The organism is Colwellia sp. BRX10-3, from assembly GCF_014077505.1.
Taxonomy (GTDB): domain Bacteria; phylum Pseudomonadota; class Gammaproteobacteria; order Enterobacterales; family Alteromonadaceae; genus Cognaticolwellia.
The window spans coordinates 177,837-203,070 of the sequence record NZ_JACGWA010000001.1 but is presented as its reverse complement, the minus strand read 5'-3'; the positions used below and the strand labels follow the sequence as shown (position 1 = coordinate 203,070).

At 39.1% G+C, this 25,234-nt stretch carries 20 protein-coding genes; 13 read left to right on the top strand and 7 right to left on the bottom strand.

What is annotated here, in order from left to right:
• Positions 1–162: 162 nt before the first annotated feature.
• On the top strand, positions 163–1,956 hold the full coding sequence (locus H4J38_RS00925; RefSeq protein ID WP_182128591.1) for a DEAD/DEAH box helicase: 1,794 nt from the start codon (positions 163–165) through the stop codon (positions 1,954–1,956).
• Positions 1,957–2,445: 489 nt separating this feature from the next.
• On the top strand, positions 2,446–3,489 hold the full coding sequence (gene hppD / locus H4J38_RS00920; RefSeq protein ID WP_182128589.1) for a 4-hydroxyphenylpyruvate dioxygenase: 1,044 nt from the start codon (positions 2,446–2,448) through the stop codon (positions 3,487–3,489).
• Between the two features lie 354 nt (positions 3,490–3,843).
• Here the strand turns inward: hppD and suhB are convergent, their stop codons facing one another.
• Positions 3,844–4,647: an inositol-1-monophosphatase gene (gene suhB / locus H4J38_RS00915; RefSeq protein WP_081148923.1), complete on the bottom strand. Its 804-nt coding sequence runs from the start codon at positions 4,645–4,647 to the stop codon at positions 3,844–3,846.
• Positions 4,648–5,075: 428 nt separating this feature from the next.
• Here suhB and trmJ point away from each other — a divergent pair, with 428 nt between their 5' ends.
• The 10 genes from trmJ (at position 5,076) to H4J38_RS00865 (ending at position 15,223) form a co-directional block, all read left to right on the top strand.
• Positions 5,076–5,825: a tRNA (cytosine(32)/uridine(32)-2'-O)-methyltransferase TrmJ gene (trmJ, locus tag H4J38_RS00910; RefSeq protein ID WP_182130042.1), complete on the top strand. Its 750-nt coding sequence runs from the start codon at positions 5,076–5,078 to the stop codon at positions 5,823–5,825.
• Between the two features lie 129 nt (positions 5,826–5,954).
• Positions 5,955–6,764, top strand: a complete 810-nt coding sequence (cysE, locus tag H4J38_RS00905; protein WP_220465386.1) for a serine O-acetyltransferase — start codon at positions 5,955–5,957, stop codon at positions 6,762–6,764.
• Between the two features lie 241 nt (positions 6,765–7,005).
• Positions 7,006–7,515: a Fe-S cluster assembly transcriptional regulator IscR gene (iscR, locus tag H4J38_RS00900; protein ID WP_182128585.1), complete on the top strand. Its 510-nt coding sequence runs from the start codon at positions 7,006–7,008 to the stop codon at positions 7,513–7,515.
• Positions 7,516–7,544: 29 nt separating this feature from the next.
• The gene (locus H4J38_RS00895; protein WP_182128583.1) at positions 7,545–8,759 is read left to right on the top strand and encodes an IscS subfamily cysteine desulfurase; all 1,215 of its coding nucleotides are present in this window, start codon (positions 7,545–7,547) and stop codon (positions 8,757–8,759) included.
• 18 nt (positions 8,760–8,777) lie between these two features.
• Positions 8,778–9,161 (top strand): Fe-S cluster assembly scaffold IscU, encoded by a 384-nt coding sequence (iscU, locus tag H4J38_RS00890; RefSeq protein WP_182128581.1) that lies wholly within the window; start codon positions 8,778–8,780, stop codon positions 9,159–9,161.
• A 14-nt stretch (positions 9,162–9,175) separates the two neighbouring features.
• Positions 9,176–9,499, top strand: a complete 324-nt coding sequence (gene iscA / locus H4J38_RS00885) for an iron-sulfur cluster assembly protein IscA (protein WP_182128579.1) — start codon at positions 9,176–9,178, stop codon at positions 9,497–9,499.
• Between the two features lie 27 nt (positions 9,500–9,526).
• A complete protein-coding gene (hscB, locus tag H4J38_RS00880) occupies positions 9,527–10,054 on the top strand; it encodes a co-chaperone HscB (protein ID WP_182128577.1) in 528 nt (175 codons plus the stop codon).
• Between the two features lie 103 nt (positions 10,055–10,157).
• The gene (gene hscA, locus H4J38_RS00875; RefSeq protein ID WP_182128575.1) at positions 10,158–12,020 is read left to right on the top strand and encodes a Fe-S protein assembly chaperone HscA; all 1,863 of its coding nucleotides are present in this window, start codon (positions 10,158–10,160) and stop codon (positions 12,018–12,020) included.
• 4 nt (positions 12,021–12,024) lie between these two features.
• A complete protein-coding gene (fdx, locus tag H4J38_RS00870; protein WP_182128573.1) occupies positions 12,025–12,363 on the top strand; it encodes an ISC system 2Fe-2S type ferredoxin in 339 nt (112 codons plus the stop codon).
• Between the two features lie 433 nt (positions 12,364–12,796).
• On the top strand, positions 12,797–15,223 hold the full coding sequence (locus H4J38_RS00865; protein ID WP_182128571.1) for an EAL domain-containing protein: 2,427 nt from the start codon (positions 12,797–12,799) through the stop codon (positions 15,221–15,223).
• Between the two features lie 209 nt (positions 15,224–15,432).
• On the opposite strand, the gene H4J38_RS00860 is transcribed toward H4J38_RS00865, so the two are convergent.
• The 6 genes from H4J38_RS00860 to H4J38_RS00835 all read right to left on the bottom strand — a co-directional run bounded on the left by H4J38_RS00860 (position 15,433) and on the right by H4J38_RS00835 (position 24,146).
• Positions 15,433–16,713 (bottom strand): TonB family protein, encoded by a 1,281-nt coding sequence (locus H4J38_RS00860; protein WP_182128569.1) that lies wholly within the window; start codon positions 16,711–16,713, stop codon positions 15,433–15,435.
• Entirely contained in the window at positions 16,706–17,104 is a 399-nt protein-coding gene (locus H4J38_RS00855) for a BlaI/MecI/CopY family transcriptional regulator (RefSeq protein WP_182128567.1), read from the bottom strand. The genes H4J38_RS00860 and H4J38_RS00855 overlap by 8 nt, the downstream gene beginning before the upstream one ends.
• A 251-nt stretch (positions 17,105–17,355) precedes the next feature.
• Positions 17,356–18,387, bottom strand: coding sequence for a zinc-binding dehydrogenase (locus H4J38_RS00850; RefSeq protein ID WP_182128565.1), 1,032 nt, complete (start codon positions 18,385–18,387; stop codon positions 17,356–17,358).
• 10 nt (positions 18,388–18,397) lie between these two features.
• On the bottom strand, positions 18,398–19,810 hold the full coding sequence (locus H4J38_RS00845) for a TolC family protein (protein WP_182128563.1): 1,413 nt from the start codon (positions 19,808–19,810) through the stop codon (positions 18,398–18,400).
• Entirely contained in the window at positions 19,803–22,955 is a 3,153-nt protein-coding gene (locus H4J38_RS00840; RefSeq protein WP_182128562.1) for an efflux RND transporter permease subunit, read from the bottom strand. Before H4J38_RS00840 ends, H4J38_RS00845 begins: the two co-directional genes overlap by 8 nt.
• Positions 22,956–22,964: 9 nt before the next feature.
• A complete protein-coding gene (locus tag H4J38_RS00835; protein ID WP_182128560.1) occupies positions 22,965–24,146 on the bottom strand; it encodes an efflux RND transporter periplasmic adaptor subunit in 1,182 nt (393 codons plus the stop codon).
• A gap of 140 nt (positions 24,147–24,286) precedes the next feature.
• On the opposite strand from H4J38_RS00835, the gene H4J38_RS00830 reads away from it, so the two are divergent.
• A complete protein-coding gene (locus H4J38_RS00830) occupies positions 24,287–25,231 on the top strand; it encodes a LysR family transcriptional regulator (protein WP_182128557.1) in 945 nt (314 codons plus the stop codon).
• Positions 25,232–25,234: the final 3 nt, after the last annotated feature.

Sequence of the window (25,234 nt, the reverse complement as noted above, 5' to 3'; positions counted from 1 at the left end):
GAAACTTAAAATGAGTGGGGTATATCCGCCCATAGACTTGCCCAGTTAACTTTTCAACGTTAACGTAATGAATGTGCCTTAAGTCTTCCTGGTGGTTTCCTCGTATATGTACGTAGGAATTTTGGCGTATTGCCAGTTTCTACCATGAGAAGACAAAATTATATGACTGATCTTAACAATGCCTCTGTAGGCTTTGACGCCCTTGGTTTGCCTGAAAACTTAGTATCTGCTGTAAAAGCACTAGGTTTTGAATCATCTACTGCAATTCAAGCGCAAACAATTCCCCCTTTATTAGCGGGTAAAGACGTACTTGGTGAAGCGCAAACAGGTACTGGTAAAACTGCTGCCTTTGGTTTGCCTGCACTAGCAAAAATTGATGTAACTTTACGTAAACCACAATTGATGGTGTTAGCACCAACACGTGAGTTAGCTATTCAAGTTGCTGAAGCAATTGAAACTTTTGCGAAAGACATGAAAGGTTTACGCGTTGCTACCTTATACGGTGGTCAATCTTACCAACCACAATTTCAGCAACTAGAACGTGGAGCACAAGTTGTTGTTGGTACACCTGGTCGTTTAATGGATCACTTACGTCGTAAAAGCCTTAAATTAGATAGCTTATCATTTTGTGTGCTTGATGAAGCTGATGAAATGTTAAACATGGGCTTTTTAGAAGACATTGAGTGGATCCTTGAGCACTTACCAAAAGAAACTCAAATGGCATTGTTCTCTGCAACCATGCCAGCGCAAATTCGCAAAGTAGCGAATCGCTTTTTGAAAAATCCTGAGCATATTAAAATTGCTGCAGTGAAAAAAGAAAAAGCCAACATTACACAATATGCTTGGAAGGTTAGCGGCATTAATAAAATGACGGCTTTAGAACGTATTGCTGAAACGGTTGAATACGATGCGATGCTAATCTTCGTTCGTACTCGTAATGATACTATTGATGTTGCTGAAAAATTAGAACGTGCAGGCTATGCTTCTGTTGCCTTAAATGGTGATATGAACCAAGCACAGCGTGAACGTACTGTCGACCAACTTAAATCAGGTGTGTCATCAATTCTTGTAGCAACTGATGTTGTTGCTCGTGGTCTTGATATTCCACGTCTTTCATTAGTTATTAACTATGATTTACCGGGTGACAACGAAGCTTATGTTCATCGCATTGGTCGTACAGGCCGTGCTGGACGAAGTGGTACGGCAATTTCATTTGTTCGTCCACGTGAAATGTATTCTTTACGTCATTATGAGCGTTTAACCTCTGGTACGATCGCTATGTACGACTTACCAAATATTCAAGAAATTGGTAAAGCCCGTATTGAGCGTACTTGTAATGAGTTGGCGTCTATTGTTGCTGATAAAGAATTAACAGCAATGCGCGAAATTATTGAAACAATGGCGAGTGAGTCAGAACTTTCGATGACAGATTTAGCGGCAGCGTTGCTTTATCAAAAACAGTTAAAGCAACCTTTACAACCGAAAGAAGATCCAAAACCTCGTCGTGATGCGCGTGAAAGAAATGACCGTGACAGCAGTGGTCGCAATGAATCTCGTGGTGGTCGTAACGATAGTCGTGGCGGTCGTAATGAATCTCGTGGTGATAGTCGTAATGAGAACCGTGCAGAGCGAGCTCCTCGTAAAGCGAAAGTTGCACGTTCAGATGTTGATTGGCAAACTTACCGCCTAGAAGTAGGTAAAGAGCATGGTGCTCGTCCTGGTGATATCGTTGGCGCAATCGCTAATGAAATATCATTAGACAGTAGCTACATCGGTGCTATTAACTTGCACGATAAGCATAGTTTTGTGCAGTTACCTAAAGGTATGCCTGAAAAGTCTTTTACACAGTTAAAACGTGTTCAAGTTCGTCGTCAAGCACTAGCTATTACGGTATCAGATGTACAGCCAGCTGCTGAGCGTCCATCTCGCCCACGTAAAGAGCAACGCACTAACTAATAATTTGTGTGACTAGAACCCTAAAAACGCCAATTCTTCATAAGAATTAGCGTTTTTTTTCGTCTGCAGAATGTTACGCTAATGCTAGTAAGATGATTTATACCATTTCCTAAAATGGATAAATGATCATCAAATAGCGGTTCAATGCAGCTTAAATGTTAATAGATGCGGTTGTTAACTCAAGAGTTCAAGATGATATTGAACGTGAAAGTTTATCTTTATTGGATTTTATCAATAGTGTAAGTAAGCTGTTTTAAGACATAAGTTGAGGGTTATCTGAGCAATTTGTATAGGCTTAAATTCACTGTAAATATATTGTTACATCTGTGAGCACTACTAGCTATAGCTTAGATCCTCTTAGTTAACAATTCATCTGCTTTTTACGTAAAAATAGATTTACGGCTCAAAAAACATCAGTTTTTTCATTCACTTCCTCTGCGTTGAATTCACGGTAATAATCGCACTATTGCTACAACGAGAGAAACAACTATGACAGATGTAACAAACCCACTGAATTTACGTGGTATCGAATTTATTGAATATGCGTCTCCAGATTCTGACTTTATGGAAGATGCCTTTTATGGTTTCGGCTTTTCAAAAACAAAAAAATTCAAAGGCCGTGATATCGATTATTTTAATCAAAACGATATTCATTTCTTTTTAAATCATGAGCAAGCGGGTTTTTCTAAAGAATTTGCTAAAAGCCATGGTCCAGCAATTTGTTCAATGGGCTGGCGTGTAGAAGATGCTGAGTTTGCCTTTGAGCAAGCTGTGGTTCGCGGTGCAAAATCAGCGCAAGACGTAGATAACAAATTGCCTTACCCAGCTATTTTTGGTATTGGCGATAGCTTAATTTACTTCATTGAAAAATTTGGCGCTAAAGGCTCAATATATGAAGATGATTGTGAAGATATTGCTGAACCGGTATTAGTGAAAGATAAAGGCTTTAAAGCCGTTGACCATTTAACTAATAACGTTTACCAAGGCACAATGGAGCATTGGGCTAATTTTTATAAAAACATATTTGGTTTTACTGATATACGCTACTTTGATATCAAAGGTGAAAAATCCGCTTTGGTTTCATACGCTTTACAATCACCTTGCGGCACTTTCTGTATTCCTATTAATGAAGGTAAAGGTACAAGCAATAACCAAATTGATGAGTATCTAGATGAATATAATGGCCCTGGTGTACAGCATTTAGCATTTATCTCAGATGATTTATTAGGCTCTTTAGATCAATTAGACAAAAACATCATTGATACCTTAAATATCGTACCTGAATATTATGATGACGTTTTTGATCGTATTCCGTGGGTTAAAGAAGACCATCAACGCATCCGTGATCATCAAGTGTTAGTAGATAGCCAAAAAGAAAACTCATACTTGTTACAGATATTCACCAAGAATATTTTTGGACCTATCTTTATTGAGATGATCCAGCGTGTTGATGACCAAGGCTTTGGCGAAGGCAACTTTACCGCTTTATTTAAGTCAATTGAACTTAACCAAATAGAACGTGGTGTGCTTTAAACGCTAGTTTGTTTGAATGAGTGACTTATGATTTGAAAGCCAGCTTATGCTGGCTTTTTTATGTTCAGGACGTTCTTAGCCGTCTCGGTAATTGCTCCTGCATTACTCCAATGCAAGAACATGCATTTCATTGTAAAAGAGTGACGATACTAAGGCCTCACAGGTAACCTATCCGAACGTCGATATGAAAGAGTGATGAGGTTTAGGTCGATGTTAAGTTCCTAGGTGTACTAGATAATGAGGGAATGCAAATTAGCTTGAGTATGAAGTGTGAGATGAGCAAGTAGTTTGTTACAGATATAAAAAAAGCGCCAGAAGGCGCTTTTCAAAATGAATGCTTAAGCTAAGTATTGATTACTTGCTTAGCGCTTCACCTAAATGAGGTCGAATATCTTTTAAGATTTCTTTTGCTAAACGTGGGCTACTAGCAACTATGTTGCCTGAGTTGCTGTGATTATGGCCACCAACAAAGTCAGTAACTAAACCACCTGCTTCAATTACCATTAGTTCACCAGCTGCGGTATCCCATGGCTTCAAACCAATTTCAAAATACCCGTCAACGCGTCCAGCAGCAACATAAGCTAAATCTAACGCGGCTGAGCCAGCGCGACGCATGTCTGATGTTTTACCGAAAAGTGTTTTAAACATTTCTAAATAAGCATTAGTGTGTTGCTTATGTTTAAACGGGAAGCCTGTCGCTAAAATTGAACCTTTAAGTTCTTTAGATTGTTTCACACGAATACGGAAGCCGTTTAATTGAGCGCCTTTACCGCGACTTGCAGTAAATAGCTCGCCACGGATAGGATCGTAGATCACTGATTGATCTAATTTTCCTTTAACTTTTAAAGCGATTGAAACGGCAAAGTGTGGAATACCTTTAACGAAGTTAGAAGTACCGTCTAATGGATCAATAATCCACTGATAGTCGCTTTCTTTACCTTCAATTACACCACATTCTTCACCAATAATGGTGTGGTGTGGGTAAGATTTTTGAATTGTTTCAACAATAGCTAGTTCAGCACTTATATCAACATTAGTAACGATATCGTTAGTACCCTTAGATTCAATTTCAATCTTATCTACTTGTTCAAAAGCGCGCAGAATTACTTTGCCCGCAGCACGCGCAGAGCGCACGGCAATATTTAGCATCGGATGCATTATCGACTACCCTATATGTTGTAAAATGTCATAAACAGCTATGTAAAAGAACGAGGTTAATCTTAAAAGTCATACTGTGATGAACCCCCAAAATTAAGCGCGCGAATTATAGCAAACTAATTATCAATTTGCGACACTCTTATTTATCATTAACAAACTGATGTTCACTTAAGCTAAATAAAGTTATAGCGCATGAAAGAAAACTTACCGTATTTTCTTTACCTTATAAGTAAAAGAGCTAGTCCATATTGATAAGCACTATAAAACTAATACAAAAGTCGTGATTTTTTCTCAGTACAAGGATAATGTTCTGTGTTAACATTATCGGCAATTTTAGCCGTCTAGATAGGTAATAATGTTATCGAATTGCAATAATGTTAACGAATTATTACCCACGAATTAAGTAAGTGTAAATAATGTCAGATTCTTTGTTAAATAAAGTACGTATAGTTCTCGTTAATACCTCAGATTGTCGCAATATTGGCTCAGCGGCTCGCGCCATGAAAACAATGGGCTTAACAGATCTTGTTTTAGTTGATCCGATTGAAATGCCTAATGGTCAGGCACAAGCATTAGCTGCGGGTGCAACCGATGTGTTAAAAAATGCCAGAGTTGTATCGACCCTTGAAGAAGCAATTGATGATTGTGGTTTAGTGGTTGGCACAAGTGCTCGTTCGCGCACACTGCCTTGGCCCATGCTAGAGCCTCGCGGTTGTGGTGAAAAACTGATCACAGAAGCGCAAGAATATCCTGTCGCGTTAGTATTTGGTCGTGAAAGTAGTGGTTTAACAAATGAAGAGCTGCAACTGTGTCACTTTCATGTGCAAATTCCAGCGAACCCAGAATATAGCTCATTAAATTTAGCGATGGCCGTACAAACGTTAAGTTATGAAGTACGTACAAGCTTTTTGATTCATCAAGAGCAAGCTTTCAAGTCAAATGATAGCGAAGAATATCCCCTTAATGATGAAACCGAACGCTTTTATCAGCATTTTGAAAACGCACTTAAAGACACAGGTTTTATTGTGCCAAGTCATCCTGGTTTGGTCATGACTAAGCTACGTCGTTTATTTAATCGTGCAAGGCCAGATGTAAAAGAATTGAAAATGATGAGAGGTATTTTAGCCTCAATTGAGCGCGTGGCTAAAAAGTCTAACGTGGAAAGAAATAAAGATTAATCATATTCATTGGTGAGTAACATTATTTAAGTTATCCGAATCAGATTAAATTATTCTCACTAAGTGAACAATTATTTGATCTGACTCGTACTTACTGCGACCAGAAAAATGAGAACTAAGGAACGCTTTATGTTTAGCCGCATGAAAGAAGATATTAATAGTGTATTTGACCGAGATCCAGCAGCACGCAATGTATTTGAGATTTTAACAAATTATCCTGGTTTACATGCGGTTTGGATTCATCGATTGAGTCACCGTTTATGGAAAAATAATTGGAAATGGTTAGCACGCACACTCTCAACTTTTTCTCGTTGGTTAACCGGTATTGAAATTCATCCGGGTGCTACTATAGGTCGCCGTTTTTTTATTGACCATGGCATGGGCGTTGTGATCGGTGGTACCGCTGAAATAGGTGATGATGTTACTTTATACCAAGGGGTTACTTTAGGTGGTACAAGTTGGAAAGAAGGTAAACGTCATCCAACATTAATGGACAATGTGGTTATTGGCGCGGGTGCTAAAATTTTAGGACCCATTACGATTGGCAAGCACGGTAAAGTTGGCTCTAATTCTGTTGTAGTAAAAGATGTCCCTGATAATGCTACAGCGGTTGGTATTCCAGCGCGTATTGTTAATACAAATAAAGATAAAGGCGATGCTGAAAATCGCGAAAAAGTAGCAAAAAAATATGGTTTCGATGCTTATGCGGTTGCTACCGACAATCCAGATCCCGTCGCTAAAGCGATAGGTCGTTTACTTGACCATATGCATTTAATGGATAATAAAGTGTCTGATTTATGTCGAGAGGTTAATCAGCTCGGTGGTGAGGTGTGTCAAGAAGCGCTACCTGAGTTAAGGGTTGGTGAATTTGACGAAGATGAAAAAGCTGCAGCCAAGCGTAGAGAAAGTGCAACAGAATCTTTTGACCCTACAATTTAGCTTTAAAATATCTTTAGCTAAACAGTAATTACTATGGCTACAGTTAGCTCAATTAGCCTTGCTAATAACACTTTTTATTTGCAAAAAAATCAAACAATAGTGCTGCGTAAGCCCTTATTTTCCCCTTTTGATTGACTAATTATTAAACCAGAGTAAAATACTTGAGTAAATCACTCGGGTATTTAGTTGACTATTTTATAGGGATATGTAAAATTGCGCAGCAAATTGATAGGGGTAGTAAATGAAATTGACGTCTAAAGGCCGATATGCAGTAACAGCGATGCTTGATGTGGCTATTCATGCCATAACAGGTCCTGTTCCATTGGCTGATATTTCTGAGCGCCAAGGCATCTCATTATCATACCTAGAACAACTTTTTTCACGCCTCAGAAAATACGGACTTGTGAAAAGTGTTCGTGGACCAGGTGGCGGCTATCGATTAGGCCAATGCTCAGCACAAATTACGGTTGCTGATGTTATCAACGCTGTTGATGAAAGTATCAATGCCACAAAATGTGGCGGTACAGGTAACTGTCAAGATGGTCAGCAATGCTTAACGCATTATTTGTGGACTGATTTAAGCGATAGAATTGAAGATTTTTTAAAAAGCATTTCACTTGCCGAGCTCGTCGAGCAACGGAATGTAAAGATAGTGTCACAACGACAAGATGAAGCGACAGCGAAAGCGCGAAAGTCACCCTCGTTGGAGACCTTAATTACCACTCGCACTATTATGAATGACTGGCATTAATTGCTAGTACAATTGGAGATTATTAATCAATGAAGCTTCCTATTTATTTTGATTATTCAGCAACCACACCAGTAGATAAGCGTGTCGCTGAAAAAATGATGCAATACATGACTACTGACGGTTTTTACGGAAACCCAGCATCACGTTCACACAAATTCGGCTGGCAAGCAGAAGAAGCGGTTGATATCGCTCGTAATCAAATTGCTGATTTGATTAACGCTGATCCGCGCGAAATTGTTATTACTTCAGGTGCTACAGAATCGAATAACCTAGCCATTAAAGGTGCAGCCAAGTTTTACAGCAAAAAAGGTAAGCACATTATTACCTGTAAAACAGAACATAAAGCTGTGCTAGATACTTGTCGCGAGCTAGAACGCCAAGGCTTCGAGGTAACTTACCTTGACCCTGAAAGTAATGGTTTAATTGATTTAAATAAATTAAATGATGCGATGCGTGAAGACACAGTACTTGTCAGTATTATGCACATTAATAATGAAATTGGTGTGATTCAAGACATCGCTGAAATTGGCGAAATGTGTCGCGCACGTAAAATTATCTTCCATGTTGATGCCGCGCAAAGTGCCGGTAAAATCAACATCGATTTACAGCATTTAAAAGTCGATTTGATGTCGTTCTCAGCCCATAAAATTTATGGTCCAAAAGGTATTGGCGCACTTTATGTGAGTCGTAAGCCTCGAGTTCGCCTTGAATCTCAAATGCATGGCGGTGGGCATGAGCGTGGTATGCGTTCGGGCACACTAGCAACCCACCAAATTGTTGGTATGGGTGAAGCATTTAGAATTGCAAAAGAAGAGCTAGTACAAGACGAAATACACGTGACAAAAATGCGTGATCGTTTATGGGCTGGCTTAAACGATATGGAACAAGTTTTTATTAATGGCGACGCTGACAAACGTTACCCAGGTAACTTAAATGTTAGCTTCAACTTTGTTGAAGGCGAATCGTTAATTATGGCGCTAAAAGATTTAGCAGTATCTTCAGGTTCTGCCTGTACTTCTGCAAGTTTAGAGCCGTCGTATGTACTTCGAGCGTTAGGGCTAAATGATGAAATGGCGCACAGCTCCATTCGTTTTAGCTTCGGTCGTTTTACTACAGAAGAAGAAATAGATTACGCCATTGACCTGATTAAAAAGGCAATTGGCCATTTACGCAACATGTCACCGCTTTGGGAAATGTTCAAAGACGGTATCGATTTAGACTCAATAGAGTGGGCTGCTCACTAGAGCACTAGGAGAAATATTATGGCTTATAGCGAAAAAGTAATTGATCATTATGAAAATCCACGCAACGTTGGTTCTTTAGATAAAAACGACCCACAAGTTGCTACTGGTATGGTTGGCGCACCCGCATGTGGTGACGTGATGAAGTTACAACTTAAAATTTCAGCTGACGGTATTATCGAAGATGCGAAATTTAAAACTTACGGTTGTGGTTCTGCGATTGCCTCAAGCTCATTAGTAACAGAATGGGTTAAAGGTAAGTCAATCGATGAAGCGGGTAAGATAAAAAACACCGCGATTGCTGAAGAACTTGCATTACCGCCAGTGAAAATTCACTGTTCGATTTTAGCAGAAGACGCAATTAAAGCGGCAATCGAAGATTACCGCAGTAAGCACAAAGGTTAAGCTGGAGACAAACTATGAGTGTAACGATGACACCTGCTGCATCTGACAGGGTAAAATCGTTTATCGAAAACCGAGGCAAGGGCCTTGGTTTACGATTAGGTATTAAAACAACTGGTTGTTCTGGTTTAGCTTATGTACTTGAATTTGTAGATGATCTAAATGAAGACGACACCCTGTTTTCGATCAATGATGTTAATATTATTATTGATGGCAAAAGCTTGGTTTATCTTGACGGTATCGAACTTGATTTTACTAAAGAAGGTTTGAACGAAGGCTTTAAATTCACCAACCCAAACGCTAAAGGCGAATGTGGCTGTGGTGAAAGTTTTAATGTTTAGTGAGTGGTTAATTCCACTGGAGTTGTTGTGAATTATTTTCAATTATTTGGTTTAGACATTCAATTTAATATTGATTTGGCTAAGCTTTCAACACTTTATCAAACATTACAAAAAAAAGTACATCCTGATCGCTTTGCTCATGGTTCAAGCCAAGAGCAAATGCTGGCCGTTAAAAAATCAACGCTGATTAACGATGCATACCAAACACTAAAAACCCCACTGAAGCGTGCGCAATATCTATTAGAATTGCGTGGCGTTAACATGCCTAATGAGCAGACATCGTTTGGTGATGTGGGTTTTTTAATGCATCAAATGGAATTGCGAGAAATGCTAGATGAAGTTAAACATGCTGATAATGTTGATGCAGCCGTGTTTGACGTTTCTCAAGTGTTTGAGACAGAATTTCAGCAGCTTTTTAATCAGTTGCAAACTCAATTGGCGGATAACACCGCAGAATCAAATAGCTTAGCTTGTGACAATTTAAGAAAGCTTAAATTTTATCAAAAGCTTCATGTTGAGCTAGACAAACTCGAAGAGTTATTACTAGACGATTAAGCTATAAAAATTAAGACGTTAATAACTGCATGTACTTATTATACAAAAACAATGCAGTTATTGATAAAAACTTCGCAAAACTATTACCTAACGAGCTTTTACAATGGCATTATTACAAATCGCTGAACCAGGGCAAAGTACAGTTCCTCACGCACATCGACTTGCCGCTGGTATTGACCTTGGTACGACAAACTCTTTAATTGCTAGCGTAAAAAGTGGTCTAGCTGAAACTATTTTTGATGATAATGGTGCTGATATTTTACCGTCAGTGGTCAGTTATCAAAATAATGGGATCCTTGTCGGTCATGACGCAAAAGCGTTAGCAGTGAGCGACCCTGAAAATACTATCGTATCGGCAAAGCGGCTAATTGGCCGCTCTAAAAGCGATATTACAACCAAATATGCATCGCTTCCTTATGCCTTTTGTGGTGATGAAAACCATCCATCCATAGCCACTCGTACCGGTGATGTTAACCCTGTACAAGTGTCGGCAGAAATTCTAAAAACCTTAGTAAAACGCGCTGAATCATCGTTAGGCGGAGAGCTTACCGGTGTGGTTATTACCGTGCCAGCTTATTTTGATGATGCCCAACGCCATAGTACAAAAGACGCGGCAAAATTAGCTGGTGTTAAAGTGCTACGTTTACTTAACGAACCAACAGCGGCTGCGGTTGCTTATGGTTTAGATAGTGGCCAAGAAGGTGTTGTGGCAGTTTATGATTTAGGCGGCGGCACTTTTGATATTTCAATATTACGCCTAAATAAAGGTGTGTTTGAAGTGTTAGCTACCGGAGGTGATTCTGCCCTAGGTGGTGACGATTTTGATGGCATACTTGTTGAGCATCTAATCGCTAAAGCGGGTTTAGTGCGCCCTTTGTCTACTTCAATGGAACGACAATTAACCCAGCAAGCATGTTTGGCTAAAGAACAATTGTCAAACAGTGAAAGTGTTGAAATTTTGCTATCACTTGCAGAAAATAACTCGTGGACCGGCAATTTTACGCGTACTGAATTTGAACAACTTATCGCGCCACTAGTAAAGAAAACACTAAGAGCATGTCGTCGTGCGGTAAAAGACGCAGAGCTAGATATTACTGATATTATTGAAGTTGTGATGGTAGGCGGCTCCACTCGCGTACCTTTAGTGCGTAATGAGGTTGAAGGCTTTTTCAAGCGACAACCATTAACCTCAATTGACCCTGATAAAGTAGTTGCTTTAGGCGCGGCTATTCAAGCTGATATTTTAGCGGGTAATAAGCCAGACAGCGACATGCTGTTGCTTGATGTTATTCCTTTATCACTAGGCCTAGAAACCATGGGCGGCTTAGTTGAGAAGGTTATTACACGCAATACCACTATTCCAGTGGCAAAAGCGCAAGAATTTACCACCTTTAAAGACGGTCAAACTGCGATGGCTGTGCATGTATTGCAAGGCGAACGGGAGCTAGTTGACGATTGTCGTTCGTTAGCACGTTTTGAACTTCGGGGTATTCCAGCCATGACTGCAGGTGCTGCACATATTCGTGTCACCTTTAAAGTAGACGCTGACGGTTTGTTAGAAGTGTCGGCGATGGAAAAATCAACCGGCGTTGAGTCGAGTATCACTGTAAAACCAAGCTTTGGTTTAGAAGCAGATGAAATCACTAATATGCTGAAAGAATCCATGGAAAATGCCGAAGAAGATATGCAAGTGCGTATGTTGAAAGAGAAGCAAGTTGAATCATTACGCGTGATTGAGTCGATTCAATCGGCACTTTTGGCCGATAGCGTTTTATTAAATGAAGCTGAAATTAGCGAAATTAATAACGCAATTTCTGCGCTGAAAAAAATAAGCCAAACAGGTAATGCCGATGAAGTTGAAGCGGCAATAGAGAAATTAAATAATAGCACCGCCACATTTGCTGAACGTAGAATGGATTCATCTATCAAAACAGCACTTTCTGGCCATTCAGTAGACGAGGTTTAGTTAAATGCCACAGATTATATTTTTACCCAATGAAGAGCTTTGCCCAGAAGGCGCAGTAGTACAAGCCGAAAAAGGTGAAAGCGTGTTAAATGTTGCGCTTAGAAGTGATATTGGTGTTGAGCACGCGTGTGAAAAAGTTTGCGCCTGTACCACTTGTCATATGATTATTCGTGAAGGTTTCGACTCGATTGAAGAGGGTGATGAACTTGAAGAAGATATGCTTGATAAAGCCTGGGGTTTAGAGCCAGAATCACGCCTTGGTTGCCAAGCTTTGGTTGGTGATGAAGATCTAGTCGTAGAGATTCCTAAATATACCGTTAATATGGTTTCTGAAACCCACTAGTTTTTTAGTGATTGAATGTTTAAAAAGGGTAATAACAGTGATGTTATTACCCTTTTTTGATCGTGCAACTGTCTTGGGCAAAAATATAAAATTGACTAAAGATTAAAGTCGTTCTGATAAAATCTGTCCATACAGTCAATAAATATTTACGTTTTAATTAGCTAGGTTGCTAAACACTCAATAATTGATATCAATTATCTATAATTACTCGTAGCGAAGTCGAGTTATCGTCATTTATTTCAACTTACTAAAGCTAGCCTTGCAGCTAAAAAATTATATTTAATGGCAATATGGTTATTGGTGTTATATTACATTGGTCAATAGACACTCGATTAAAAGTTTGCTCTAATCAAATTAAAAATTCGCACGCTGATATTCTCAAATACAACAAAGCGGATATGTATTATTTAAATAACTTTTGGGCATAATAAATTTGTCAGAACTATCTAAATCACAAACGATAAAAAGCTTAACCATCACTAATCAGTTTGCTACTGATATTTTGTTATTAAATAGCCCAAATGAAGTTTGGCAATATTTAGCTCAAAATATTGTTGAAAAACTCGGTTTTGACGACGCGGTTATTTATACTTTAGATGAAGGTGGGAAGACATTAAGTCGAATGTCGGGCTTTAAACAGAGCACATCAATTAATAATGATAAAATCAGCAATACTCAACTAAGCAATACCTCTGCTAACTCAATGGTTATTCCTTTTAATCAGGGCGTTATTGGAAAAGTTGCGGCAACAAAGAAGCCGATATTAGTAAAAGATACTCGAGAATTTGAAAGCTATATTGTTGACGGCGAAGCTACATTATCAGAGCTAGCTGTACCTATTTTATTTAAAGAGCAATTATTAGGTGTTATTGACACCGAACATTCTCAGGTTGATTTTTACACTGAATATCACCTAAGAACACTCACCGCGTTAGCCTCTATTGCTGCAATGAAACTATCTCAAATCATCAGAGTTGATGGTTTAGAAGAGATTATTGAAAATTTAGAATATGCTAATAAAATTCAAGATGCCTTATTCGAGATTGCAGAACTTACTTTTAAAACTAAAACTATGGGCGAGTTTTATCGGCATTTACACCAGTGTATTGGGCGTCTAACTTTTGCAAAAAACTTTTTTGTTGCCTTACTAAAAGATGATGGAAAAACAATCGAATTTCCTTATGCAGTGGACGAATTTGACCAAGATATGATCGATGAGTTTGATCAAGGAAAAATATTCGATAAAGTGGCGATTGATCCAGAACATTTAAGTATTACAGGTTATACCTTGTCAAAAGATAAACCTTTTTTATTATATGAAAATGATATTCAAAAAATGCTGGATAGCAAAGAACTCTATATTCTAGGGAGCATACCAAAAGCTTGGCTAGGTGTGCCGTTTGGAGCCGGGGATAATAAAGGTATTGTAGTTGTACAAAGTTATAGCACTGATTTTTTATTCCAAGACAAAGACAAACAACTCTTATCTTTTGTAGCTAAGCATATCCATAATGCGATTGAAAGAATGGAAGCTAAGCAGAAACTTCAGTTTTTAGCATTACATGACCCCTTAACAGATTTACCGAATAGATCGCTTTTTAAAGATAGAATTCAACATGCATTTTTACACTGTAAGAATAATCGCCACGACAATATAGCGATACTATTTATTGATGTAGACAGGTTTAAACAAGTTAATGATACTTATGGTCATCATGTTGGCGATAACCTACTTATTGCCATTGTAAAATCTATAAAGGCAACTTTAAGAAATACTGATACTTTAGCGCGTTTAGGGGGCGATGAATTCGCTATATTACTTGAGGGTCAAATTGTTCATCAGACCATTCGTCGGATAACCGAAAATATTATCGGGACTATGGCAGGGGCATTTCATATCGATGGCTTGAATATTTTTAGCAGTTTAAGTATCGGTATAGCGACTTATAACGAAACCAGTGAAAGTGCTGAACAATTATTGATTGATGCCGATCATGCTATGTACCAAGCTAAGTTGAAGGGGCGGAATCAGTATGTATTTTTTGAAGCGCTTGAAGCACAAAATAAATCAACGAATATTAAAGTTGAGTATGATTTTGATCATGCGGTAAAAAATCTAGAATTTATCGGCAATTACCAGCCCTTGATCGATTTTGATACGGGTGACGTTATAGGTGCTGAAATTTTAGTACGTTGGCAGCATCCTAAACTAGGACTTTTGTATCCAGATTTTTTTATCCCCATTTTAGAAAAGTCAGGACAAATAGTTCAACTTGATATTTATATGTTAAAGCTCGCAGTGAGTAAGCTAAACCTTTGGGCTGACTGGCTACCAAAAACATTTAAGCTCAGTGTTAATGTTTCTACATCCGGTTTTGCGTCAAAAGATTTTATTAACTATTTGCAAGAACAACATCAGAAATCTTCAGATATCACTACTCGTTTGTGTGTCGAAATTACTGAAGAAAGCTTAATTCTAAACGTTGATGCAGTGAAAAAACATCTCGATATTTTGAAAAATCTTAATATTCCAGTAGCATTGGATGATTTTGGTACGGGCTTTTCATCCTTGAGTTATTTACACCAATTTTCTTTAGATTATTTGAAAATAGATAAAAGCTTTGTTGATGACTTAAATGAAGTGAGTAATAAGGTTTTGATATTGGACGCTGTGGTTAATTTAGCTAAATCACTTAAGATAAAGACAACAGCAGAAGGAATTGAAACCTTAGAACAATATCAAAAGCTTAAAGAAATAGGCTGTGATTTAGGGCAAGGGTATTATATTGCTAAACCGCTACTTGATGCTGATTTTAAATCTTTCCTTTTGAATAGTACTAATAAACGCGAAATTGTTTAAGGTTTAGTACTTTGCTGTGAAAAAGTAATCAGACCCAGTTACTCGCAAAGCCTCCCATCAGGTAATAGTTGTAAATATACGATTTTCTTAACATGAACTAAGCCTAGAGTTTGTCACTTAAAATTATTATTTTTAAGTGTATCTAATATGAAAAAAGCCGATAACAGTAATATTATCAGCCTTTTGTATGACAGCTAACAGCGTTTTTACTATTTTGTCACTTTAACTTGTTCAATTAAACTTGCCCGCTTAGCTGAATTTTCACCCATAGCAAAATCTAGTTGAACGAGGTTATTTTTGTGATAAGAGTTTGATGGCTCATATTGCCATTGCTCTAGTGCAGTTGTTGCGACTTTATCGAACACGTAGGCGGGTGAGCCGTTAACTACTTCAACGTTTTTCACCATGCCAGTACGATCAATATCGAACTTTAATACTACTGAACCTTCAATACTTTCTGCCGCAGCCTTAGCTGGATATTTTGGTTCAACTCTGTAAATAGGTTTTACCGCATTTTCCGACTTTTGTGGCAGTCTTCGCATTTGTTCTTTCCCAGAAAGGTCTTCACGATATTGTTGATCTGTCGCTTGACCTTGGTTACCTGCAAAACTAAAGCCTGATAGTAAACCTACCGAAACGGCTGCAATCACCGCTAGGGACAATTTTTTTACTTGGGTGTTGGCCTTAATTTGCTTGATACGTTCAAACATCATGTGTTTATCTCCATATTTTTTGAATGAAAGATGCGCAAAGGCAATGTTGGGAGCGAATTCTGCTACCACCAATAACGCTTTGCTATACTCAATCCTGCTTGCAGTTTGTTTGCGCGCCAGAACAATTTGGTCGCAGGACAATTCTTGATCTTGACGAAACTTAAAATAAGCTAGCCAGACCAAAGGGTGGAACCAAAATAGCGCAACAAAAAATAGCGCCATTGTGTTCCAATAAATGTCATTGCGATCAAAATGACAAATTTCGTGTTCCAAAATCAACTTTTGCTGTGAGCGAGTAAATCGGTTAGAAAAGTTTGCTGGAATAATAAGTTTTTGTTTGAACAGACCTAGTAGCATAGGGCTGTAGGCTATATCACTTCTATACGCTTTAAGTTTTTTTGGTAAAGGTAAAGCAAGTTCATTGCTGCTTAGTTTAGTTATACTCAGTTGCGCACTAAAGCGAATATGGCTTACAAGCCAGTAACCAATAATTAATAAAGCACCGGATAACCATGTAATAAACAGCCAACCTGGCTGAATACTAATAAATTGTTCTGAAGGCTTAACTAGATAGTGTTGTATTGCTAAATTTGGAGCCTGCGCGACTTTGTGCCATGGCATCGGTAACATATAAATAGCTAAAGCTAAGGGAACTAAGCCCCATAAGGCATAAGTTAGCTTAGCACCGCAATGTTTTAAGATCAGCTTATGACTGATTAATAGCAATACAAGCATTAGCGTTAATGGCCACAATAGCTCGAAAACAAGATTAATCATCCTTCTTCTCCTTTTCCCAATCGGCAATAATGCTTTTAAGCGCATCGATATCGTCTTTTTTTAATCGACTTTGCTGAGCAAAACCTGTAACAAGCGGAGAAAGGTGACCCCGAAATAGTTTATCAACCAGGGTTTTACTTTGTTTTACTAGGTAGCTTTCACGCTCAATTAGCGGTGAATATAAATAGCTGCGTTGTTGCTTTTGGTAGTTAATGGCTTGTTTTTTGACTAAACGATTGAGCAAGGTTTTTACGGTTTTTTCATGCCATGGCTTGGTTTCATTTAGCTTGGCAATAATGTCATTTGCACTTGCTGGATTTTGCTGCCAAAGCACATCTAATACTGAAAATTCGGCATCACTAATTTCTGGAACTGAGTTTGACATGGCCATTCCTCTTACTCTAAAGCTAAAATAAACATATTACACATGTAATCGATATCTTTATAATTACACTTGTAATCTATGTATGCAAGGTTTTTATTTAAGCGCTTCTAGTACCTGTCGTTGAAGCTAAAAGGTGAGTATATAATTTTGAGTTTTAATTTTTATCATAAAAAAAGCTAATAACAGTAAAGTTATTAGCTTTTTTAGATTAGCTATAAATTAGCGGAAAGTACTGAGATTTTAAGGTACTAGTAAGATTAGTCTATGCTGACTTTTACCACTTGTTTGCCAGTGAAACCACCTGCTAACTGAGTTTTCAGCGCTGTAGAAATATGCTCTGCATTAAATTCGATGAGATCAATTTCCGGTACTTTTAACTCATCTTTAGCTACACTCTCAAGCAGTAAATTACTCATAAAAGTCATGCGCTGTTGTGCACATAAACTATTGGCTAGCCATGCACCGGCAAGCGATACTATGCTAATGTTAGGCGCCTTTCTAAACAGTAATTCTTGTTCAAACTCAGGTAATGGTTTTAAACAAGCAATGCGACCACAAAAACGCATGAGTTCAATATTGCGGGCGGTAACTTCACCACCAATAGAGTCGAGTACCGCATCAAAACCTTGTGGCCCCAATTCTCGGCGAATTTTCTGACAAAGGTTTTTATCTTGATAATCAAATACGGTGTCAGCCCCTAAAGACTTGACTAATTTATGATTTCGTTTGGCTGCAGTGGTAAATACATCGGCACCACGTTGTTTAGCAAATTGAATCGCAATTTGGCCTACTGCGCCAGCACCTGCTTCGATTAATAAAGTATCACCTTCCGTAATTTGTAACTTGTCGAGTGAAATCAATGCAGTCATACCAGCACAAGGTAGTGCTGCTGCCTGTTCTGGTTTGACACTTTCTGGCACAACAGATACTGCATAGTTAGGTACTTTGGCGTATTCACTGAGTACGCCTTGTTCACCCATACTCGCATGCCACATAACACGTGCGCCAATATTGGGATAAATACCTTTCGGCGCGTTAACGACTATGCCTACAGCATCTAAACCAAGCACATGTGGATATTGCCAATGACAAAACCCGGTTTTTGCGTATTGTGCATCTAGAGGATTGAGGCCAACATACTCTACTTTAATTAAGAGTTCGTTTTCACTGCACTCAGGCACACAAAGCTCAATATTATTTAACCGAATTGCTTCGTTAGCTTCGGTTAAAACAATGGCTCGCATAGTTTTTGGCACTGTGAGTGCAGGTAAAATATCTGTATTTGGCATCAATATAGCTCTATTTAGTAGTAGTACTTAACATATAGCTCCATTGCCCGTTAAACGACTGGTAGGCATTTACTTTCGCGAGCATGGATGAGATGGTTAAATCAACCGCATTTTCTTGTGCTATTAAAACATCCTGACGTGCATCTAACAACTCTAAGTAGGGGATTTGACCTTCTTGATACATGGCTTCTGCTTGTAAGAATGCATTGCTAGCAAAGTGGTAGCGCTGATCGGCAAAGCTTTTTTGCTGGGCTTGATTTAGCAACAACTGCAGAGAAAGCTCACTCTCACTAATCGCCTTTAGTACGACTTGCTGGTAATCACTATAAGCGGCCTCACTTAAAAACTGTTGGGCGTCACGTTGCGCTAAAAGCGCTGGATAACTGAGTATTGACCACTGTAGTTGCGGCGCAACTTGCCACTGTTGCTGTGTATCATTAAAGCCTGTGCTGTTAATGCTAAGAACCCCAGCAAACCCGCTCAAACTAATATCGGGCAACAATGCTTTGCTTGCAGAAACACTTAAGCTATTTGCTTGGCTAAAGTCATAAAGCGCACGGCTGATGTCTGGTCTTAAGGCAATAGCGTTATTCGGATCACTTAGTGTTACATTAAAGTTATGCGCTAAAATATTTTGTTCATTAGTTAGAGCAATATTCTGCGCTAATCGACCCGTAAGTACGGCTAGGGTAGATAAATCACGATATTTAGCATATTCAATCGCCGGTATTAATGCTTGTTGCTGTCTAAGTTGTGCCATTGTACGGTTTAAGTCGAGATCGTTTGCTACGCCTTCTTCAACACGTGCTTGTAAAACATCTATACCTTGCCTTAGTGCTTCAATTTGCATCGAAATGATGTTTTGTTTCTGAACATTACCTTGATAACTCACGAAACCTTTTACGACAGAGGAGACAATTTCTATTTGTAATAAGCGTACTTGCTGAGCTTGGCTCATGGCTGATGCATTAGCTGCATCAATCAATGCCGTTACTCGGCCAAATAAATCTAATTGCCAATTTAGTGCCAAACTTGCACTTGATTGTCGATCATATGTTGCAACGACATCACTCCGTGTTGTAGCAATATCAACACCACCTTGTGGCAGGTATTGTGCTTTTTGCTCACCTAACCGAGCCAAGGCACTTTTCAGTGTTAACTGACTTGTTTTTAAGTCGTAATTATTGGCTAAAGCGTCTGTAACTAACTGGTTTAGTTGTGTTGACTCAAGCGATTTCCACCAGTTTTTTTCATCTGCGCCAGTAAGTTCGCCGGCAATATTTACTTTAGAGATTAATTCACTCACAAGGTTTTGTTCGCTTACGGTATCAATTTTACTTGCACAGCTTGATAAAAGTGCAACGACTAATAGTGCACTTGCCGTAAAGCTTGTTTTAAACTTCTTTTGCATGAGTTTAGTCATGTGTAATCTCCTGTGCTTTTGCTTTTTTACTGGTGACCAACATGTAAAATACAGGTGTAAATAATAAGCCAAATATGGTCACACCAATCATTCCCGAAAACACAGCATTACCCATAGCGTGACGCATTTCTGCACCGGCACCTGTGGCCAATACTAAAGGTACAACACCCGCAGTAAAGGCTATTGATGTCATTAAAATAGGTCGTAGTCTCATACGACAAGCCTCGAGTATGGCGTCTAAGTGCGATAAGCCGTTGTCGTGTCTATCTTTAGCGAACTCGACCATTAATATGGCATTTTTGGAGGCTAATGCCACCAGCACTATTAAGGCTATTTGGGTGAATATGTTGTTGTCTGAGCCGACAAACCAAACACCAAGCAACGCAGAGAATATGGTCATTGGTACGATTAATATAATCGCCAATGGTAAGCGCAGGCTTTCGTACTGAGCCGCCAGTACCATAAATACTAATAAAACAACTAACGGGAAGATATACACCATGGTGTTTCCTGCCAATACTTGCTGATAGGTTACTTCTGTCCACTCATATTCAATACCTGCTGGTAATGTGTCAGCAAGTACTTTTTCAATCGCTAGTTGAGCTTGATCAGAGCTGAAACCAGGCGCAGGGCTACCATTAAGCTCTGCACTTGGGTAACCGTTATAATGCATTACTCGGTCTGGACCAATTGCCGGTGTTACAGTTAATACCGAACCCAGTGGCACCATGTTGCCTGTGCGGTTACGTACTTTTAAGTTTAAAATTTGCTCTGGATCTAAGCGAAAATCTGCATCGGCTTGCGCATTTACTTGGTAAGTACGACCAAACAAGTTGAAGTCGTTGACGTAAACTGAGCCTAAGTAAATTTGCAGCGCGTCAAATACCTCATTTAGCGGGATACCTTGAATAAGTGCTTGCTCACGGTCAATATCAATATCCATTTGTGGCACTTGAATACGAAAACTTGAGTAAAGTCCCATTAATGCGGGGTCTTTTTGCGCTTTGCCAATAACAGCTTGCAGACTATTAAATAAGGCTTCAAAACCTTTATTTGCTCTGTCTTCAATTTGTAGTTTAAAACCACCCGTTGTGCCTAAACCTTGAATTGGTGGCGGTGGAAAGACCGCAACAAATGCCTCATCAATGGCACCAAAACGCTGGTTTAACTGTGCAGCAATAGCCATAGCCGATTGACTAGGATCGGTACGTTTATCAAAGCTATCAAGTGGTGTAAATACTATGCCGCTGTTAGGGCTATTAGTAAAACCGTTAACTGACAAGCCTGGGAATGCTACAGTGTGCGCAACACCTGGAACCTCTAAAGCAATTTTCTGCATTTGTGCCAGTACAGCTTCGGTGCGATCAAGGCTTGCCGCATCAGGTAATTGTGCAATAGCCACTAAGTACTGTTTATCTTGTTGTGGAATAAAACCACCGGGTACAGTATCAAACAACTTAAGGGTGCCGCCAACTAAGGCTATGTAAGCAACCATAACAACAACAGTCATACGAATAAGCTTTTGTACTAGTTTTTCGTAACCCTTAGCACCGCGATTAAATACTCGGTTGAAAGGCTTAAATAACCAACGACCGAACAACTTATTCAACAAACGGGTAAATGCGTCTGGTTTTGCATCATGCGGCTTTAATAGCATAGCCGCTAGCGCTGGCGATAATGTCAGTGAGTTAAATGCTGAAATAATGGTTGATATAGTAATAGTCAGCGCAAATTGCTTATAAAATTGTCCAGATAAGCCAGTAATAAAAGCGGTTGGAATAAATACCGCGCACAGTACTAAAGCTATGGCAATAATAGGGCCGGTGACCTCGCTCATGGCAACACGGGTTGCTTCGAGCGGTGAAAGGCCTTTTTCGATATTACGTTCAACATTTTCTACTACCACAATGGCATCATCGACGACAATACCTATGGCGAGTACCAAGCCAAATAAAGATAAGGTATTAATCGACACTCCTAACCATTGCATTACGGCAAAGGTACCAATAAGTGAAATAGGTACGGCAATTAATGGGATAATCGAGGCACGCCATGTTTGTAAAAATACAATCACGACAATAACTACTAAAGCAATCGCTTCTAATAATGTGGTAATAACGGCGTCTATTGAGCCGCGGACAAATACGGTTGGGTCGTATACTATGTCGTATTCAACACCTGTTGGAAAAGCTTTTGATAAGCGCGCCATGGTTTCACGCACTTGGTCAGAAAGCTCTATAGCGTTTGACCCAGGGCGTTGGAAAATTGGCATTGCTAGTGCAGGTTGATTATCTAGTTCAGCCCTTAGTGAGTATGAGTCTTGACCTAATTCAACACGCGCAACATCAGATAAACGTGTTAATTGACCTTGTTCTCCCACTTTAATGATGACTTGTTCAAATTCTTCAATAGAGTTTAAACGGCCTTTTACATTTAATAATATTTGAAATTGGCTGTCGTTCGAAATAGGTTGCGCACCTAAACTACCTGCAGCAACTTGTTGGTTTTGAGCTCGTAATGCTGTTACAACATCAGTCGCTGTAAGTCCACGTGACGCAAGTACATCTGGGTTTAACCAAACTCGCATTGCATATTTACCACCGCCGAATAAACGAATGTCGCCCACGCCCGGTAAACGTGCTATTTCATCTTTAATATTTAAGTCCGCATAGTTAGATAAATAGGCCGTATCGTGGGTTTTTTCTGGCGAATATAAATGTACTACCATGGTTAAATCAGGTGATGATTTTTCAGCGACTACGCCTAATCTCTGTACTTCTTCAGGTAAACGAGGCAATGCACTGTTAACACGGTTTTGTACTTGTACTTGTGCACGGTCTAAATCGGTACCTAAAGCAAAGGTAACCGTTAAGGTCATACGACCATCGCTGGTTGCTTGTGAAAACATATAAAGCATGTTTTCAGTACCATTAATTTCTTGTTCAAGCGGTGTTGCTACTGTTTGTGCAATAACTGTTGGATTTGCACCAGGATAACTAGCCGATACAACAACCGTAGGCGGCACAACTTCAGGGTATTCACTTACCGGTAATTGAAATAATGAAATACCACCGCCGATCAAAATAATAAGCGACAATACGGCCGCAAAAATGGGGCGTTGGATAAAAAAGTGAGAAAATTTCATGTTCAGCTCTTAGTATTTAGCAACAAGGCTTACATCGTCAATTGAAGACAAAGTAAATGCGATATCGGTAGTGTCAATAGTGACTGTTGTCGGGTTAATCGGCATGCCTGGGCCGACACGAGCAGGGCCGTTAACAGCGATAATGTCGCCTTTGTTCAAGCCTGAAGTAATCGCACGTAATTTACCGTAGCGTTCACCTATTTGAACTAATTTGTATTCTAGAATGTTGTTTTCTCCAACAGTAAGAACAAAACGATTTTTCAAGTCTGTGCCTATGGCGCGTTCAGGAATAATTATTTGCTTAGTTATAGCGTTAGCAGCGAGTTTAATACGAGCAAATGATCCGGCACGTAATTGGTCGTTTACTTCATTGTGATGTTCTTCAAAAATTGCACGTACGCGTAAAGTACCTGTTGACGCATTAATACGGTTATCAATAAAGTTAATGTAACCTTCATGTGTGAAGTTTTGTTGTCCTACTTTCTGCATAACCACTTGCTGTTTACTAGCCGCTGTAACATCAGCAAATGAGCTATTCCAAGTGCGCTCATCAATATCAAAATAGGCATACATTTCATGATTAGAAACGATTGACGTTAGTATGCTTTGACCCGCAAGAACGTTATTACCACGAGTAATATTTGCCCGTGAAATAACGCCATTTATGGGTGAACGAATGGCGGTAAACTCTAAATCAAGTTGTGCTGAAGTTAGCTGGGCTTGTAAAGCAGCTAATTGAGCTTCACGTTGATGTAAAGTTGAAGTACGAGCTTGTGCTTGTTCTGTTGATATAGCATTGCGTTCTGTTAAGCGTATTGCACGTTTGGCTTCGCTTTTTGCTTGATCTAATGCTGCATTTGCACTGATGATTTGAGCTTCTAAGCTAGCAACAACAGCAGCAAAAGGTCGATCATCAAGTTGAAATAATAAGTCGCCTTGTTTTACTTTATCTCCTTCTTTAAAAGCAATACGGTCGATAACACCTGAAACACGCGGCATCAAGGCAACCTCTTCAGGCGCTTCCAAACGGCTAGTATAAACATGCCAATTTTGTACGGGTTTCACTAATACCTCAGCAACATCTATAGGTTGTAATGGTTGCGATGCTGTTTTTTGATCTGATTCTTCTGTACAGCCTGTTATAGCTAAACTTATGGTGATGATGACGGCAATAAAAATGTTTTTGCTCATAATAGTTCTCGTTGTGCTCGAAAAAGGTACTTAAGGTTAATGACGTGCATGTTACTTAATAAGCATGTGGATAAAAAGCATGGATTTTTAATTTCATTAGTGCCAAGCTGGCACCAATTAGAGTGTTAAAAGTTTGAGTTATGGATACAACAAGCCGGTTATTAATGTTGCTAGATGTCGTTGAATTAGGTTCATTCTCTCGCGCTGCTGAAAGCAGAAACATAGATCGCTCAGTGATTTCAAAACAGATCAGCCGACTTGAAGATGATTTAGGCGTAAGACTATTAAATAGAACAACGCGTTCATTTTCATTGACTGCCGCTGGCGCCGAAATGATCAAAAAATCTCGTGAGCTACGAGAGTTACTCGGACATACCATTAGGTTGGCTGAAAATTATCATCAAGAACCAAGAGGGGTATTAAAAATCACCTCGTCAACCATCATTGCAAAACGTTACTTACAACCTGTAATCAATAACTTTCAGAAACGCTTTCCACAAGTTGAAGTTGAGTTACGCTTAGATGATCGTGTTATCGATATTGTTGCCGAAGGGTTTGATTTGGCTTTTCGTGTTGGTGAGCCGAAAGATTCGACTTTAATCGCCCGCAAACTGGCCCGTAATCGTCTTGTTATTTTGGCATCACCTGAGTTTATTGAAATTTATGGCACGCCTACTACCATTCATGAGTTAGCACGACTACCTGCTGCAACATATACTAGTAACTCATTGCGAGTTACTAGCATTAACTATATTGATAAAAACGGTGAACGAAGTGAAAAAACTATAAAAAGTGTGTTTCGTGCGAATGATGGAGAGGTATTGTTAGCCAAAGCACTTTCAGGCACTACTTTTGTTGTGCTACCTGCGTTTATCATTGGCAATGAAGTTATTGACGGCGATTTAATACCTTTACTGACTGATATACAGTTGTCTGATTATAGTGCTATGTACGCAATATACCCGCATCGAGATTTACCCGTTAGAACTCGGCTATTTTTTGATGCTGTTCGAGAATATATTGGTAAAGATACACCTATTTGGGAAAGTAATATTCCAGACTTTGAAAATTTATATCGAGGGTGATTT

Coding starts and splice junctions, on each gene's coding strand:
- iscA (WP_182128579.1), top strand. CDS start 9,176: ATGAGTGTAACGATGACACCTGCTGCATCTGACAGGGTAAAATCGTTT.
- iscR (WP_182128585.1), top strand. CDS start 7,006: ATGAAATTGACGTCTAAAGGCCGATATGCAGTAACAGCGATGCTTGAT.
- iscU (WP_182128581.1), top strand. CDS start 8,778: ATGGCTTATAGCGAAAAAGTAATTGATCATTATGAAAATCCACGCAAC.
- H4J38_RS00855 (WP_182128567.1), bottom strand. CDS start 17,104: ATGGCCATGTCAAACTCAGTTCCAGAAATTAGTGATGCCGAATTTTCA.
- H4J38_RS00835 (WP_182128560.1), bottom strand. CDS start 24,146: ATGAGCAAAAACATTTTTATTGCCGTCATCATCACCATAAGTTTAGCT.
- hppD (WP_182128589.1), top strand. CDS start 2,446: ATGACAGATGTAACAAACCCACTGAATTTACGTGGTATCGAATTTATT.
- H4J38_RS00850 (WP_182128565.1), bottom strand. CDS start 18,387: ATGCCAAATACAGATATTTTACCTGCACTCACAGTGCCAAAAACTATG.
- hscA (WP_182128575.1), top strand. CDS start 10,158: ATGGCATTATTACAAATCGCTGAACCAGGGCAAAGTACAGTTCCTCAC.
- H4J38_RS00925 (WP_182128591.1), top strand. CDS start 163: ATGACTGATCTTAACAATGCCTCTGTAGGCTTTGACGCCCTTGGTTTG.
- H4J38_RS00840 (WP_182128562.1), bottom strand. CDS start 22,955: ATGAAATTTTCTCACTTTTTTATCCAACGCCCCATTTTTGCGGCCGTA.
- H4J38_RS00895 (WP_182128583.1), top strand. CDS start 7,545: ATGAAGCTTCCTATTTATTTTGATTATTCAGCAACCACACCAGTAGAT.
- H4J38_RS00830 (WP_182128557.1), top strand. CDS start 24,287: ATGGATACAACAAGCCGGTTATTAATGTTGCTAGATGTCGTTGAATTA.
- H4J38_RS00860 (WP_182128569.1), bottom strand. CDS start 16,713: ATGATTAATCTTGTTTTCGAGCTATTGTGGCCATTAACGCTAATGCTT.
- suhB (WP_081148923.1), bottom strand. CDS start 4,647: ATGCATCCGATGCTAAATATTGCCGTGCGCTCTGCGCGTGCTGCGGGC.
- H4J38_RS00845 (WP_182128563.1), bottom strand. CDS start 19,810: ATGACTAAACTCATGCAAAAGAAGTTTAAAACAAGCTTTACGGCAAGT.
- fdx (WP_182128573.1), top strand. CDS start 12,025: ATGCCACAGATTATATTTTTACCCAATGAAGAGCTTTGCCCAGAAGGC.
- cysE (WP_220465386.1), top strand. CDS start 5,955: ATGTTTAGCCGCATGAAAGAAGATATTAATAGTGTATTTGACCGAGAT.